Origin of the sequence: Micromonospora palythoicola, assembly GCF_036689795.1 — a bacterium.
GTDB classification, from domain to species: domain Bacteria; phylum Actinomycetota; class Actinomycetes; order Mycobacteriales; family Micromonosporaceae; genus Micromonospora; species Micromonospora palythoicola.
On sequence record NZ_JBAGKI010000001.1, the window covers coordinates 55552 to 71480 of the forward strand.

Annotated in this window: 14 protein-coding genes; 7 read left to right on the forward strand and 7 right to left on the reverse strand. The window is 70.9% G+C overall.

Annotated features, from left to right (window positions below):
- Nucleotides 1-14: 14 nt before the first annotated feature.
- Nucleotides 15-605, reverse strand: a complete 591-nt coding sequence (locus tag V5O40_RS00210; RefSeq protein WP_332903519.1) for a TetR/AcrR family transcriptional regulator — start codon at nt 603-605, stop codon at nt 15-17.
- Between the two features lie 73 nt (nt 606-678).
- Here V5O40_RS00210 and V5O40_RS00215 point away from each other — a divergent pair, with 73 nt between their 5' ends.
- Nucleotides 679-1137 carry a GNAT family N-acetyltransferase gene (locus V5O40_RS00215; protein ID WP_408631811.1) on the forward strand — a complete coding sequence of 153 codons (459 nt, stop codon included), beginning with the start codon at nt 679-681 and terminating at the stop codon, nt 1135-1137.
- A gap of 51 nt (nt 1138-1188) precedes the next feature.
- On the opposite strand, the gene V5O40_RS00220 is transcribed toward V5O40_RS00215, so the two are convergent.
- The 4 genes from V5O40_RS00220 to V5O40_RS00235 form a co-directional block, all read right to left on the reverse strand.
- Entirely contained in the window at nt 1189-2256 is a 1068-nt protein-coding gene (locus V5O40_RS00220) for a hypothetical protein (protein WP_332903521.1), read from the reverse strand.
- A gap of 76 nt (nt 2257-2332) precedes the next feature.
- On the reverse strand, nt 2333-2983 hold the full coding sequence (locus tag V5O40_RS00225) for a response regulator transcription factor (RefSeq protein ID WP_269739694.1): 651 nt from the start codon (nt 2981-2983) through the stop codon (nt 2333-2335).
- Nucleotides 2980-4227 carry a sensor histidine kinase gene (locus V5O40_RS00230; protein ID WP_332903522.1) on the reverse strand — a complete coding sequence of 416 codons (1248 nt, stop codon included), beginning with the start codon at nt 4225-4227 and terminating at the stop codon, nt 2980-2982. The genes V5O40_RS00225 and V5O40_RS00230 overlap by 4 nt, the downstream gene beginning before the upstream one ends.
- 59 nt (nt 4228-4286) lie before the next feature.
- Entirely contained in the window at nt 4287-5255 is a 969-nt protein-coding gene (locus tag V5O40_RS00235; protein WP_332903523.1) for an aldo/keto reductase, read from the reverse strand.
- A 71-nt stretch (nt 5256-5326) separates the two neighbouring features.
- On the opposite strand from V5O40_RS00235, the gene mgrA reads away from it, so the two are divergent.
- The 5 genes from mgrA (at nt 5327) to V5O40_RS00260 (ending at nt 13393) form a co-directional block, all read left to right on the forward strand.
- Nucleotides 5327-6322, forward strand: a complete 996-nt coding sequence (mgrA, locus tag V5O40_RS00240) for an L-glyceraldehyde 3-phosphate reductase (RefSeq protein WP_332903524.1) — start codon at nt 5327-5329, stop codon at nt 6320-6322.
- A 60-nt stretch (nt 6323-6382) separates the two neighbouring features.
- Complete coding sequence (locus V5O40_RS00245; protein WP_332903525.1) at nt 6383-7384, forward strand: 2-hydroxyacid dehydrogenase; 1002 nt, start codon at nt 6383-6385, stop codon at nt 7382-7384.
- A gap of 283 nt (nt 7385-7667) precedes the next feature.
- A complete protein-coding gene (locus V5O40_RS00250; RefSeq protein WP_332903526.1) occupies nt 7668-8723 on the forward strand; it encodes a trypsin-like serine peptidase in 1056 nt (351 codons plus the stop codon).
- A 112-nt stretch (nt 8724-8835) separates the two neighbouring features.
- Nucleotides 8836-9234 carry a carboxypeptidase-like regulatory domain-containing protein gene (locus V5O40_RS00255; protein WP_332903527.1) on the forward strand — a complete coding sequence of 133 codons (399 nt, stop codon included), beginning with the start codon at nt 8836-8838 and terminating at the stop codon, nt 9232-9234.
- 229 nt (nt 9235-9463) lie between these two features.
- Nucleotides 9464-13393: a ThuA domain-containing protein gene (locus V5O40_RS00260; protein WP_332903528.1), complete on the forward strand. Its 3930-nt coding sequence runs from the start codon at nt 9464-9466 to the stop codon at nt 13391-13393.
- 114 nt (nt 13394-13507) lie between these two features.
- On the opposite strand, the gene V5O40_RS00265 is transcribed toward V5O40_RS00260, so the two are convergent.
- Together V5O40_RS00265 and V5O40_RS00270 are read right to left on the reverse strand one after the other, a co-directional pair.
- Nucleotides 13508-14083, reverse strand: coding sequence for a hypothetical protein (locus V5O40_RS00265; protein ID WP_332903529.1), 576 nt, complete (start codon nt 14081-14083; stop codon nt 13508-13510).
- Between the two features lie 270 nt (nt 14084-14353).
- Nucleotides 14354-15028, reverse strand: coding sequence for a TetR/AcrR family transcriptional regulator (locus V5O40_RS00270; protein WP_332903530.1), 675 nt, complete (start codon nt 15026-15028; stop codon nt 14354-14356).
- 169 nt (nt 15029-15197) lie between these two features.
- On the opposite strand from V5O40_RS00270, the gene V5O40_RS00275 reads away from it, so the two are divergent.
- Entirely contained in the window at nt 15198-15893 is a 696-nt protein-coding gene (locus V5O40_RS00275) for a hypothetical protein (protein WP_332903531.1), read from the forward strand.
- The last annotated feature ends 36 nt before the right edge of the window (nt 15894-15929 follow it).

Here is a 15929-nt window from a genome sequence, read left to right on the forward strand (position 1 = left end):
ACGCTGCCGCACGGTCAGGGCTCACCCCGGAGACGGGCCAGTGCGGCGTCCAGGGCGATCTGCTGGGTCCGCTCGCCGTAGGTTTCCGGGTCGACGCAGGCGAGGGCGTTGAGCCCCTCGACGAGGGCCACCAGGCTGGTGGCCGTGTCGGCCGCCTCGGCCGGCCCCAGGTCGGGTCGGGCGGCGTGGACCAGTTCCCGGACCCGGGCGACGAACCGGCGGTTGTAGTCGCGGTGCAGGTCGGCGAGGACCGGATCGGCCAGCGCGGCGGCGAGGAAGCCGACCCAGACCCGGGCCTCCTCCCGCTTCTCCTCGTCGGGTGAGGCCGCCTGGAACAGCACGGCCCGCAGCGCCGTCACCGGGTCATCGGCCGCGGCCTGGGCGGCGTCGGCACGCAGGCCGGTACGCCGGTGCAGCAGTTCGCGGGCGTGCACGAGCAGGGCCTGCTTGTCGGCGAAGGCGTGCAGCACCATGCCGGTGGTGCACCCGGCCCGCTCGGCGACGGCGCGCAGGGTCAGCCCCGGCAGGCCGTGTTCGGCCAGCACCGACCAGGTGGCCGCCGACAGGCGTCGCTGCTGGTCGGCGAGATCACGTCGTCTGGCCATCCGTACCCCTTCCCGGTCGACGGCTCGTACCGTACCGTACGTTACGGTAACGCTCGTTACGGAAAGGTTGGGACTGGTGCTCACCATCGATCGCGAACCCTGGGAGTCGGCCGACGCCACCCGACTGCGCGCCGCCCAACGGGCCGAACTCGACGCCCGCTACGGCTGCGACGACCACGAGCCGGGTGAGGAACCCACGGCCGAGACGGTGAGCGTCTTCCTGATCGCCCGCGACCCGGACGGCACCGCCGTCGGCTGCGGCGGCCTGCGCTTCCTCGCCGCCGGTTCCGCCGAGATCAAACGGATGTACGTCAGTCCGCCGACCCGGGGCACCGGCGTCGCGACCGCCATCCTGCGGGCCCTGGAACAGGCCGCTCACGACGCCGGGGTACGCACCCTGCTGCTGGAGACCGGCACCGCCCAACCCGACGCGATGCGCTTCTACGAACGGGAGGGCTACCGGCGTATCGACAACTTCGGGCCGTACCGGGGCGAGGCTCTCTCCGTCTGCTACGCCCGCGACCTGCCGTGACAGCCCGGTCCGCCGCCCGCCCCCGTGCCGGACGACGGACCGGGCCACCGGTCACCCCTGATGGCAGCGACCGCAGACGCCCCGACGACGCAGGTGGTACGCGTACGTCGCGGCGCCGAGCGCGAGCCCCCACAGCGGGAAGAACATCAGCGGGAGACCCGCCGCGCTGAGCCCTCGACCGGGCTCCCAGAACTCGGGAAGGCTCAGCGCGTTCAGACCGGCGGCGATGGCCAGGACCGCGACCGTCGTCGCCGGGATCACGGCCAACCGCACCGGCACCCGCCGCCCGGCCAGCCCCACCATCCAGCGTGGGAACCGCTCACCCCAACGCTGCACCAGCCCGAGGGTGAGCACCGAGCCGACGGTGGCGAAGGCACCCAGCCCGGCCCCGGCCCAGACCGCGCCGTTGTCCCGCAACTCGGCGAGGTCGTCAGCGGAGAGGCCGAGCGGGATGCCGGCCAGCCAGGCGAACCGGGTCAGCGCGTACCCGACGGGAATCAGCGCCGCCACCCCGACGGCCCACCCGCCCCAGCGGGCGGCAGCCGACGGGGTGGTCCACCCCCGGTCGGTGCCGTCCCGGCCACACCCCACACAGGAGCCGGCGGTACGCCGCTGCCACCCCAGCAGCACCCCGCTCAACAGCACCCCACCGCACATCGCGGCGACGCGAGCGGCCAGCGGCCAGGTGAACACGTCGGCGTAGTCCACCGGTGGCCAGCCGAAGGGCGCGCCGATCAGCAGCATCGGCGCGTACCCGAGCAGGGCCAGCACCTGCACGCCGGGCACCACCACGGCCAGCACGAACGCGACGGCCCAGCCGTAACCGAGCAGCAGCACCCGCAGCGGGCCGGTGGGCGTGGTCCTGCGGCTGACCAGGACCAGCGCGGCCGCGGTGAGCAGCATCGCGGCGAAGAACGGCGGCCCGGCCTCGACGGGGAGCAGCCGGAGCATGGTCGAGTCCAGCTGCGGGTCGTCGGCGCCGAACGGATAGCCGGTGCCGGTGCCGGCCGCCACCAGGGCGAGCAGGCCCCACAGCCCGAGCCAACCGGCGGCGAGGGGGTCGAGCAGGCCGGCACGACCGGTCGTCTCGCGGTTTTCGGAAACGGCTACGTTCGTCATGACCCCAGCCTCGGCCGGGGCGCCCGCCCTGCCCTCCCGTGCGGCGGGGAAACGTCTCCCCCGCGCGCGGGACACCTCAACCGGCCGGCGTGACGAACCCCGACTCGTACGCGGCGATCACCGCCTGGGTGCGGTCACGCACCCCGAGCTTCGTCAGCACGTTGCCGACGTGCGTCTTCACCGTCTCCACACCCACCACGAGTCGGGCGGCGATCTCCGGGTTGGACAGCCCCGCGGCCATCAGCCGCAGCACCTCGGCCTCCCGTTCGGTGAGCCGGGCCGCCCGCAGCCCGTCGGTGTTCCGCCGCCCGTACGCACCGACCAGCCGGCGGATCGCGGCCGGGAAGAGCAGCGACTCACCACGCGCCACCACCCGTACCGCCGCCACCACCTCGGCCGGCCGGGCCCGCTTGAGCAGGAATCCACTCGCACCGGCGCGTAGCGCGTCGTAGACGTACTCGTCATTGGCGAAGGTGGTGATGACCAGTACCCGGGGCGGCTCGGCGGAGGTGGCCAGCAGGTGTCGGGTGGCCTGGATGCCGTCGATCCCGGGCATTCGCACGTCCATCAGCACCACCTGCGGACGGTGCCGGGCAACCAGCGGCGGCACCTCCGACCCGTCCGCGGCCTCCGCGACGACCCGCAGGTCCGGCTGGGCGTCGAGGATGGTCCGCAGCCCGATCCGGACCAGTTCGTCGTCGTCGACGATCAGCACGTCCACGCTCATCCGTCCGCCCCGATCGGCAGTCGCACCCGAACCCGCCACCGTTCTCCCTCCACTCCGGCGGTGACCCGGCCGCCCAGCAACAGCACCCGTTCCCGCATGCCGATCAGCCCCCGCCCACCGCCCGGCGCCGCCGCACCGCCGGACACCGACCGGGCCACCGCGTTGACCAGCTCGATCTCCAGACCGTCCGGCGACACGTCCACCCGTACGGTCACCGGCCCGTGGCCGTGCCGGGCGGCGTTGGTCAACCCCTCCTGCACGATCCGATAACCCTCCCGCGAGACCACCGCCGGCAGGGCGTCCAGCTTGCCGCGACCGCGGCTGTGCACCGACGTGCCGGCCGACCGGGAGTTGGCGATCAGTTCGTCCAGGTCGGACAGGGTCCGCTGGGGAGCGGCGGCGGATGGTTCCCCGGTCTCCCGGAGCAATCCGAGCACGTGGTCGAGATCGTCCATCGCCCGCCGACCGGTCTCCTCGATGGCGGTCAGCGCCCGGCGGACGAACTCCGGGTCGCCGTCGAGCACCTCGCGAGCGGCGCCGGCCTGGAGGGTGGCGACGGTCAGCGCGTGGCCGACCGAGTCGTGCAGTTCCCGAGCCAACCGGTTGCGTTCGGCCAGCCGTGCGGCCCGGGCCTCCAGCGCCGCGATCCGCTCGGCCGACGCCGGTCCCAGCAGCGCGGGGGCCATCGACGCGGCGAGCGCGCCGAGCCCGGCCACGGCGTAACCGAGCGCGGCCAGCACGAGCACCGCGAGCAACGCCAACCAGCCGGTGTCCCCACCGTCGAACGGCCCGAACCGCTCGGCACCGGAGATGCCGACGTCCATCCCGGCCTCGGCGGCGATGAAGGCCAGGGCCATCGGCACCACACTGAACAGTGCGGCCACCACCAGCGCGCCGCTGGTCAGGTGCAGTCCGATCCAGAGCGCGGCGCGCAGCCGGGTCTCCCGGTCCAGTCGGTGACCGGGCATCGGCTCGGGCACGTCGACGCCGAGCAGCCCACGAACCGCGGCGATCTCCAGCGCCCGGCTACCGCCCAGGAAGATCGGTACGACGGCGATGGTGGCCGCCGGCACCAGCAGCACCAGGACCAGCAGCCGGGGCGGCCCGGGGTTGGTGAACAGCTGGGCGAAAGCCACCCCGAGCAACCCGTACGGCAGCGCGAGCACCCCACCGAGCAGCAGGAACACGCCGCGCCGCCAGGTGGAGCCGGCGACCAACGGACGCAGCGGCGCGGGACAGTCCATCGCCCTATGATGCCGATGCCCCGCCGGCCGGTCACCACGACCTGGGACACGACGGACCCTCAGCCGCGCGTGCGGGACCTGATCAGCCTCGGTACGGCCGCGAGCCCGGTGACCGGGCGGAACGCCCGGGCCGCGTTGACAAGTGCCGCGTACTCGTCGTCGGTCAGATCGATCTCGGCGGCGGCGACGTTGCGTTCCAACTGTTCCACACTCGACGCACCGGGGATGGCCACCACGTTCGGGTGACGCAGCACGTACGCCAGGGCGATCTGGCTCGGCGTCGCGTCGTGCGCGGCGGCCACCTGCCGCAGCGTCTCGATCAACGCGCCGCCACGTTCCAGGTTCTCCGGCAGGAAGTACGGGTTGGCCCGGCGGATCGCGCCGACCGGCGGATGGTTCGCGTCGTACCGCCCGGACAGGAAGCCCTGCGCCAGCGGGCTGTACGCGATGACCAGCCGACCGGCCTGTTCGGCGTACCGGAGCAGATCCTCCTCCGGCTTGCGGTCCAGCATGCTGTAGCGGACCTGGTTGCTGAGCACCCGCCGGCCCAGTGCCGCCTCCGCCACCTGCCAGCGGCGCAGGCTGTAGTTGCTCACCCCGACCTCGGCGACCAGGCCGATCTCCTGCAACACGCGCATCCCGCGCATGGTCCGGTGGTCGCTGACCACCGGATTGGGCTGGTGCACCTGGTACAGATCGATGGCGGTGACCCCGAGCCGGGCCGCCGAGGCCACTGCCCGCTGCTGCACCACCGACGCGACCGGCAGCACCGGCAGGATCTTGGTGGCGATGGCGACCTTGTCCCGGTCGGCGGCCAGTGCCGCGCCGAGGAGCCGTTCACTGCGACCGAATCCGTAGATCTCGGCGGTGTCGAAGAGGGTCACGCCCAGCTCGACGGCGCGCCGGACGATGGTCGCCGCCAGCCGCTCATAGTCGGGGCCGTATCCCCACTCCCGCGAACCGAACTGCCACGTACCGAGACCGATCCTGGACAGAGGCTTCGCGGTGTCGAGCCGCACGTAACGCATACGTCGACGCTACCCGTTGCGGCGCACCACGGCCGCAGCTCAGGCCAGCGACCGTACCTCGGGATATGGTCATGATCGTGACTTACCTCGCCGCCGACACGCGCTATGACCAGATGACCTACCGGCGCAGCGGAGCCAGTGGGCTTCGGCTGCCCGCGATCTCGCTCGGCCTGTGGCACAACTTCGGGCCGGACCGCCCGTTCGAGCGCCAGCGGGACATCGTCCGACGCGCCTTCGATCTCGGCGTCACCCACTTCGACCTGGCCAACAACTACGGTCCACCGCCCGGCTCCGCGGAGGAGAACTTCGGCCGGATGCTCGCCGGCGACCTCAAGCCGTACCGCGACGAGTTGATCATCTCGAGCAAGGCCGGCTATCTGATGTGGCCCGGGCCGTACGGTGAGTGGGGTTCCCGCAAGAATCTGATCGCCTCACTCGATCAGTCGCTGCGCCGGCTCGGCCTGGACTACGTCGACATCTTCTACAGCCACCGGTACGACCCGGACACGCCGCTGGAGGAGACGATGGGCGCTCTCGACGCCGCCGTCCGCTCCGGCAAGGCCCTCTACGTCGGCATCTCCAACTACACCTCCGAGCAGACCGAGCGGGCCGCGGCGATCCTGCGCGACCTGGGCACCCCGTTGCTGATCAACCAGCCGGCGTACTCGATGTTCAACCGGTGGACCGAGCAGGACGGGCTGCTCGACACGCTGGAGCGGGTCGGCGCCGGCTGCATCGCCTACAGCCCGCTGGCCCAGGGCCTGCTCACCGACCGCTACCTCGACGGCATCCCGACCGACTCCCGGGTGCGCACCAGCGTCTTCCTCGACGAGAGCGACGTGAGTGAGCAGCGGCTGGCCACCATCCGTGGACTGGCCGCCATCGCCGAGCGCCGGGGCCAGTCCCTCGCCCAGCTCGCGCTCGCCTGGGCGCTGCGCGACCCCCGGATGACCAGCCTCATCATCGGCGCCAGCAGCGTTTCCCAGTTGGAGGCGAACATCGCGGCCGTGGACAACCTCGACCTGACCACCGAGGAACTGGCCGACATCGACGCCCGGTTGAGCTGACCGGCCGAGGACGCCGCCCCCGGCCGGTGTCCGGCTCTAGCGTGAAGGTGGAGGTGGGCCATGCGAGTGACAGTGTTCAGCACCAAGCCGTACGACCGGACGTTCCTCAGCGAGGCGAACGCCGCGGCCGGTCACGAGTTGACCTTCCTGGAACCTCGGCTCACCGCGCAGACCGCCCGGCTGGCCGAGGGGTCGGACGCGGTCTGCGCCTTCGTCAACGACGACCTCTGCGCCGAAGTGCTCGGCCAGCTCGCCGACGTCGGCGTCCGGGTGGTGGCGTTGCGCTCGGCCGGCTTCAACAACGTCGACCTGGTCGCCGCCCGCAAACTGGGGCTGACCGTGGTACGGGTGCCGGAGTACTCACCGCACGCGGTGGCCGAGCACACCGCCGGCCTGATCCTCTCGCTGAATCGTAAGATCCACCGCGCCTACAACCGGGTACGCGAACACAACTTCGCCCTCGCCGGTCTGCTCGGCTTCGACCTGCACGGCCGTACGGTCGGCATTGTCGGCACCGGGCGGATCGGCGTCTGCGTCGCCCAGATCATGGCGGGTTTCGGTTGCCGGGTGCTGGCCAGCGACCCGTACCCGAACGAGGCGGCCGTCGCCGCCGGGGTGGAGTACGTCCCGCTGGAGCGGCTGCTCGCCGAGTCGCACATCGTCACCCTGCACTGCCCGCTCACCCCGGACACCCGGCACCTGATCGACGCCGACCGGATCGCCCTGTGCCGCGAGGGCGTCATGTTGATCAACACCGGCCGCGGGGCGCTGGTGGACACCCGGGCCGTGATCGACGGGCTCAAGAGCGGCCGGATCGGCTACCTCGGCCTCGACGTGTACGAGGAGGAGAGTGACCTGTTCTTCGAGGACCGCTCCGAACGGGTCCTCGGCGACGACGACTTCGCCCGACTCACCACCTTCCCCAACGTGCTGATCACCGGCCACCAGGCGTTCTTCACCGAGGACGGCCTGCACAACATCGCCGAGACCACCCTCACCAACCTGACCACCGTGCAGAACGACGGCCCCGACGCCGTCCCCACCCCCGCCCGCATCTGCTGATCCACCCCCACCCCACCCGCCCCGCGATCTTGCACTTTCGGTCGCCGAAATGCCGGACAACAACGGATCTGCCCCGACAGAAAGTGCAAGATCGGGGAGTTCGGAGCGGCACGGCTGTTGCGGGGTCGGGGTGGGGGTCGGGGTGGCGGCTCGGCGGAACGGTGAGTGATCTGTCCGAAACTAACCGTAGAGGTGTCGATGGACAGACAAACCCGAGAGTGGATCAAACTGGTCGATATAGCTTGCCCCTCGGAAGCGTCCAGCTTCGATGAGGAGGGCTCTCGTGACGTCCGTACCGACCAGCCGAACCCGAGCGGGGATCGTCCTCGCGATCGGGATCACCACCGTCCTGACGGCGACGCTCGCCGCCGCGCCGGCCACCGCCGCACCGACCGCCGAGGCTCCGACCACCGCCGCCCGCACCGGGGCGCACGGCGCGGTCGCCGACTCGGGCACCGTACCCGCCGCCGCCGCGCTGCCCACCGTGCAACGTGGCCTCGACGGAGTACGGGGTTCCGGCACCTCCGGATCGGTCGGCACCGGCAAGGCCGGGCCGGGAGGCAGCCGGTTCGACACCGGTGCCCGTCCCGCGGCCACCGACGGCGACTCGATCGGCATCCAGAGCGTCATCGGCACCGACAACCGGGTCCGGGTCGACCCGACCACCGTCTTCCCGTCCAGCGCCATCGTCCAGATCGTCCGCACCACGAACGGCACCACCTGGGGCTGCACCGGCTGGCTCTACGGTCCGAGCATCATCGCCACCGCCGGGCACTGCGTGCACCCGGGTGGCGGCCAGAACGGCGGCGGTGGCAACAACTTCTACCCGCGCGGAGACTTCCAGATCATCCCGGGCCGCAACGGGACGTCGACGCCGTACGGCACCTGCACGGCCACCCAACTGCTGTCGGTCAACGGCTGGACCCAGAACGGCGACGAGACGTACGACTACGGGGCCATCCGGCTGAGCTGCGCCGCCGGCAACAGCACCGGCTGGTTCGGCATGTGGTGGCAGAGCGCCTCGCTGACCGGCACCGCGACCACCGTCAGCGGTTACCCGTGCGACAAGACCTTCGGCCAGCAGTGGCGGCACGCCGGGCAGACCGTCGCGGTCACCCACGCCCGGCAGGTGTTCTACCAGAACGACACCTTCGGCTGCCAGAGCGGCAGCCCGGTCTACCAGACCCGGGCCGCCGGCAGCTCGTACTGCACCGGGCAGTGCGTGATGGCGATCCACGCGTACGGCCTGCACGGCTCCTCGCCGCACTCCACCAACAACCACGGCACCCGCATCACCGAGAGCGTCTTCAACAATCTGATCACCTGGCGTAACAGCTGACCCGAGTTGTCCCGTGCGGGTGGGTGTGCGTACTGCCGCCCACCCGCACGGAACCGACGGCATCCCGAGCACGTCCCAGCTACTGTCCGTCATCACACGTGAGGGAGCAGTCATGAGCAGGACGCGTCTCGGGGTGCTCGCCCTGCTGATCGCCGTGCCGTTGCTGATCGGGGCGAGCCTGCTGGCCTTCGGCGGCGACGAACCCGTCTCGGACGACGGGCCGCCCCCGCCGCCGGGCAGCACCAGCCCGACCGGAACCGTGACCGGCACCGTCACCACCCCGGCGGGCGAGCCGGTACGCCAGGCGTCCGTGCAGGTCACCGCCCTCGACGAGCCCGCGCCGGCGATCCCCGAGATCGGCGTCCTCACCGGAGACGCCGGCCGCTACGAGTGGCGGCTCCCGCCGGGTCGGTACGAGATCACCGTGCGCACCGGCGAACGGAACAGCGCCCCGCAGACCGCGACGGTGACCGCCGATCAGGTCACCCGACTCGACTTCACCCTCCCCTGAGCGGGCCCCTCAGACGAGATCTACCAGTCATCGCTGACCTGCCGAGATAACGCTCTCACGAATAACGCTGGAGTGCTTGACGCGCCCGTGACACAACCGTAACGATGTATGTACATGCCTCACGCTCGCACCGGCGACGGCGCGTTGAGCGGGCCGCGAGCATGCTCGGCTCCACCACCTCCACCCCACCAGGCGTGATCGGCGCACGCCGTCCTCGAAGGGACCCAACGTGCGCAGATCTCTGAGATCGTGGCTCGGCGCCGTACTGAGCGCGATACTCGTGGCCGGCGGCATCGTCGCCGTGCCACCCGCGGCCAGCGCCGCACCGTTCACCGTGCTGGTCTTCAGCAAGACCGCCGGATTCCGGCACGGATCAATCGTCCCCGGCATCGCCGCCATCCAGCAGCTCGGCGCGGCCAACGGGTTCACCGTCGAGACCACCGAGGACGCGGCCCAGTTCACCGACGCCAACCTGGACCGGTTCGCCGCGGTGATCTGGCTGTCCACCACCGGCGACGTACTCAACGCCAGCCAGCAGGCCGCGTTCGAGCGGTACATCCAGGACGGTGGCGGGTACGTGGGCGTGCACGCCGCCGCCGACACCGAGTACGAGTGGTCCTGGTACGGCGGGCTGGTCGGGGCGTACTTCGCCTCGCATCCGGCCAACCAGACCGCGACCATCAAGGTCGCCGACCAGGTGCACCCGTCCACCGCCTCGCTGCCGCAGCGCTGGACCCGGTTGGACGAGTGGTACAACTACCGCACCAACCCCCGGGGCAGCGTGCACGTGCTCGCCACCCTGGACGAGAGCACCTACAGCGGCGGGGGCAACGGGTACGACCACCCGATCTCCTGGTGCCACAACTACTCCGGCGGCCGGGCCTGGTACACCGGCCTCGGGCACACCGACGAGTCGTACGCCGAGCCGAACTTCCGGGCCCACCTGCTCGGCGGCATCATGAGCGCGGCCGGCGCGGCCGAGGCCGACTGCGGCCCCACGGTGACCAGCAATTTCCAGCAGGTCGAGCTGGCGAAGGGCGCGGCCGAGACGGGCGAGCCGATGAGCCTCACCGTGCTGCCGGACCGGGGCGTGTTCCACACCTCCCGCAACGGCGTCATCCGGCACACCGACGCGGCCGGCAACACCAAGGTCGCCGCCACACTGCCGGTCTACACCGGCGACGAGGAGGGCCTGCAGGGCATCAAGGTCGACCCGAACTTCGCCACCAACCGCTGGGTGTACGTGTTCTACGCGCCACCGCTGGACACCCCCGGTGGCGGAGCACCGGCCACCGGTACGCCGGCGGACTTCGCCCGGTGGGACGGCGTCAACCGGCTGTCCCGGTTCACCGCCAACGCGGACAACACCATCAACCTGGCCAGCGAGACGTTGATCCTGGACGTGCCGACCAGCCGGGGCATGTGCTGTCACGTCGGCGGCGACATGGACTTCGACGCGGCCGGCAACCTGTACCTGTCCACCGGCGACGACACCAACCCGTTCGAGTCGAGCGGCTTCACCCCGATCGACGAGCGGGCCGGCCGCAACCCGGCCTTCGACGCCCAGCGCACCGCAGGCAACACCAACGACCTGCGCGGCAAGGTGCTGCGGATCAGGCCGAGCGCGGCCGGCGGGTACACCATCCCGGCGGGGAACATGTTCGCGCCGGGCACCGCGCGGACCCGGCCGGAGATCTACGCGATGGGCTTCCGGAACCCGTTCCGGATGAGCGTGGACAAGGAGACCGGCGTCGTCTACCTGGGCGACTACGGTCCGGACGCGGGCACCGCCGACCCGAACCGGGGCCCGGCGGGCAACGTGGAGTTCGCCCGGATCGACCGGCCCGGCTTCTACGGTTGGCCCTATTGCACCGCCCGCAACGACGCGTACAACGACTACACCTTCCCGTCCGGCCCGTCCGGACCGAAGTTCGACTGCGCCAACGGGCCGGTGAACAACTCGCCGAACAACACCGGTCTCACCCAGTTGCCGCCGGCCGTCCCGGCCTGGCTGCCGTACGGCGGATCCGGGTCCCCGCCGGAGTTCACCGGTGGTGGTCTGTCCCCGATGGGCGGTCCGGTGTACCGGTTCGACCCGGACAGCACCTCAGCCGTGGCGTTTCCGGAGTACTACGACGGGACGTACTTCGCAGGTGAGTTCGGCCGCCGCTGGATCAAGAACATCAAGCTCGACCCGGCCGGCCAGCCGTTGAAGATCAACCCGTTCCCGTGGACCGGCACCCAGGTCATGGACATGGAGTTCGGCCCGGACGGCGCGCTCTACGTCCTCGACTACGGCACCGGCTGGTTCAACGGCGACGCCAACTCGGCCCTCTACCGGATCGAGTACGCCCGCGAGGGCAGAGCCCCCCGTGCGGTCGTCTCGGCCACCCCGACCAGCGGCGTCGCACCGCTGACCGTGCGGTTCTCGTCGACCGGCACGCTCGACCCGGACGGCGACCCGTTCACCTACGCCTGGGACTTCGACCGCAACGGCACCACCGACTCGACCGCGGCGAACCCGACGTTCACCTACACCACCAACGGCACCTTCACCCCGACCCTGACCGTCCGGGACAGCACCGGCAAGGTCGGAACCGCGAGCACCGTCATCACGGTCGGCAACAGCGCGCCGGTGGTCACCGTGAACACGCCGTTGCACGGGTCCACGTTCACCTTCGGCGACGCCGTACCGTTCAGCGTCACGGTCACCGACGCGCAGGACGGCCCGATCGACTGCGCCCGGGTGAAGGTGAACTACGTCCTCGGCCACGACTCGCACGGTCACCAGATCAGCAGCGTGCAGGGCTGCTCCGGGGTCATCCAGACCTCGGTCGACGGCGAGCACGACACCGCGGCGAACATCTTCGGCATCATCGACGCCGAGTACACCGACCTCGGTGGCGCCGGCCAGCCCCCGCTCACCACGCACACCCAGGCCGTCCTCCAACCACGGGTACGCCAGGCCGAGCACTTCGGCGACTCGTCCGGCATCCAGGTCGTCACCCCGGGCAGCGCCCACGGCGGCGCGGCGATCGGGTACGTCGACAACAACGACTGGATCTCGTTCCACCCGTACAACCTGACCGGCATCCAGTCGTTCAGCGCCCGGGTCGGTGCCCCGGCGGGCGGCGGCGGCACCCTCGAACTGCGGGTCGACTCCCCCACCGGACCGCTGGTCGGCCAGGCGACGGTGGTGCCGACCGGTGGGTACGCCACATTCGCCACGGTCACCGGCGCGATCACCGCACCGACCGGTACCCGCACCCTGTTCCTGGTCTTCAAGGGCACCGGACCGTACTTCGACATCGACGAGTTCACCCTCTCGACCGGCCCCGGCGGCGGCCCCGGACCCGGCCCGGAACCGGGCGCCAACCTGGCCCGGGGCAAGCCGGCCCGCGCCTCAAGCGTGCAGGACGCCTTCGTCGCCGCCAACGCGTTCGACGGCGCGCTCGGCACCAGGTGGGCCAGCGCGTTCAGCGACCCACAGTGGATCGACGTGGACCTCGGTGCCACGTACGCCATCAACCGGGTCAAGCTGACCTGGGAGGCGGCGTACGGCAGCGGGTACCAGATCCAGACCTCGCCGGACGGGGTCAACTTCACCACCATCCGCACGGTGACCGGCGGCGACGGCGGCGTGGACGACCTCACCGGGCTGACCGGCTCCGGCCGGTACGTGCGGCTCACCGGCACCACCCGGGGCACCGGCTGGGGCTACTCCCTGTTCGAGTTCGAGGTGTACGGCGGCGCCGGCGGGCCACAGCCGGGCACCAACCTGCTGTTGAACAAGCCGACGCTGACGTCCAGCAGCGAGGGAGCCGGCATGTCCGGCGCCCAGGCGGTGGACGGCAGCCTCACCACCCGCTGGTCGTCGGCGTTCTCCGACCCGCAGTGGATCCGGGTCGACCTCGGCAGCCCGACCGCGATCGGCCGGGTCAAGCTGAGCTGGGAGGCGGCGTACAGCAGTTCGTACCGCATCCAGACCTCGAACGACGGCACCACCTGGGTCGACGTGAAGACGGTGACCGGGGCCGACGGCGGGGTGGACGAGCACACCGCGCTCGGTGCCAATGGCCGCTACCTGCGGATCTACGGCACCGCCCGAGGCACCGCGTGGGGTCACTCGCTCTGGGAACTGGAGGCGTACGCCAGCTGAATCGCACCACCACCGACGTGGCCGGCACGGGCAACCCGTGCCGGCCATGTCATGTCGGTCCCTGACGAGGCACTACCCTTCGCCGCCGAGGCTCTTCGGAAGCGGGAACTGCCGTTACGTTCCGGCCCCGGGATAGAGGGTAGGAGCCATGCAGCTGGCGAAGATCAGTGCGAGCACCCAGTCGAGGTTCGACGGCAGACACAACCGGACCAGGAAGCCCGGCCGCCGCCGGACCGGCCGCGGATCACGACGGCGGGGAGGCCCGAGGCGGCGATCCAGATCCGGTGTGAAGTACTGCGACAGCGCCCACTTGAGCCCACTCACCGTCGCCATTCCCAGCGCGAACATGCCCACGGTCACGGCGACCGTCATGACTGCCTCGTGCCCGGGATTGCTGGCGGTGGGATCCGAGCGCAGCAGCGACGCGACGCTGTACACCGCCAGCGGGACCATGCTCAGCCCGAACCACGCCTGGAAGCGGAAGAGGTTCGCCATCTCGGCGTCCCCACCGGAGGGCGGCCAGTCCCGGGCATGGCCGCGCACCTCCTCCTCCGTCCAGACAAACCGCTTGTCCCGATTGGCCAGACGCACCAGCAGCGGCGCGACCAGGACGACGAGCGGCCGTCCCAGGTCCCGCAACTGCCGGCGCGCCGGCCCACGCTCGTGCGTGAGATCGTCATCCGTCAGCACAGCAACCAGCCACCCGGCACCTCGAGATTCTGGCACCCGCCACCGCGCGCGAGGGTCGACGGGGCACCCGGTGCCGGCGGCGCGGAGGGTGGCCGGCCGCTTCCGTCGGCCGGTCAGGGATAGGCGCTCGGTGCCGTCCAACTGGCAAAGATCAGTGCGAGTACCCAGTCCAGAGTTGGCTGGAAGGCACAGCCACACCAGGAACCCGGCCGCCGCGTGCGCGGCCGAGGATCCCGCCTGCGGGTGGCCCGCGACGCTCGGTGAGCGTTGCTATGTGGAGGCTCTCAGGGGCTCGAGGGCGGCCAGGATGAGGTCGAGGCCGAAGATGAACTCCTCTGCCGGGTCGTAGCCGGCAGCGACGAGCGCTGCGGCGGACTCGTTGAGGTAGGGGAACTCGTCAGGAGGAAGCTGCGGCAGGTAGACGTCCTCGGCCATGTCCGCGAACTCATCGGCGGTGTCGAACGGCAGGCTGCTTTCCTGCAGGGCGAAACCGTAGACGTAGACGTCGAGCAACCAGTTGGCGTGCGTCGCCATCAGAACCGAGAAGCCAGCCCTGCGCAGGCAGGCGGTGACCGCTTCACGGTGGCGCAGGTGCGCGGGCCCCGGCGATGTCCGCGACTCCATCAGGCCGATCGCCCACGGGTGGCGTGCGAGAACCTGGCGGGCGGATACCGACCGCTGTCGCATCGCCGACTGCCAGTCGGTCTCGTCGGGCGGGAACTCGATCTCCTCGAACACATTGTCGATCATGGCGTCCAGCAGCTCCTCCTTGTTCGCTACGTAGTAGTAGAGCGACATCGCGCCCGCGCCGAGCGCGCCGGCCAGCCGGCGCATGCTCAGCGCGTGGACCCCCTCGCGGTCGGCGATCCGGATGGCCTCGATCACCACCCGTTGCTTACTCAGCCCCACGTCGGGCGCGACCTGGCGCTTCTTCTTCCCGGACACGGGTCTCCTCACTCGCTCGCACGGCTTGACAATCGCCAAGCATACGATCATCGTACGGTGTACCAAACTGTAGTACGCTGTACGACGTACGGTGTACGAACTAACGAAACAAACCCTCGAACCCGCTCGACAACCCGCCGGTCATCCGACCGCGACGAAGGAGTGAGAGATGGGATCACCGAAGAACACCGCCACCACGCCAGCCCGCAGTTGGTTCGTCCGAGGCCGGCTCGTCGGTGCCGCAGCGATCGCGTTCGCGGTGTTGGTGGTGACAGAGAACGTGTTGTTTGCGGTAACGGGCGCGCTGCCCTACGGCGCTCCGATCGAGGAAGTGCTGGCCTACTACGCGGCCAACCGCGACGCGGTCGCGACTGTGTCCGCTCTGGTAGCCCTGTACCTACCGCTGCTGCTCGTGTTCGTGACGGGCCTGCACGGCCTCGTGGAGCGGCGCGGCGCAGCGGGCACCGACTGGTCGCGCCTTGCCTCGGCCGCTGGCGCAACGCTGTCGGCCATCTTCGTGCTTGTCAACGTCCTGCAGATCGGGCTCGCGCTCTCCGCCAGCGCGCTCGCCGAGCCGACGCCCGCGTTCCGGCTCGTCTGGCAGATTCACGCAGCGGCGTTCGCGCTGGCGCTACCGATGCTCGGCACCACCTGCATCGGCTCGGCCCTCGCCACACACGCGAGCGGGCTGACTCCGGCTTGGCAGCGCCTGCTGGGCATGGCGGGCGGGAGCCTGCTGCTCGCTGCGGGGCTGGGCAACCTCGCGATCGCCGACGGCTCGCCGCTGATCTTCGTCGGGCTCCTAGGGTTCGTCGCCTGGCTCGTCTGGCTGCTCGCGACCGGCGTGCGCCTCGTCCGGTCGTGACCGAGATGAGAGCGGCGCCGAGGTCGGGCGAGGACT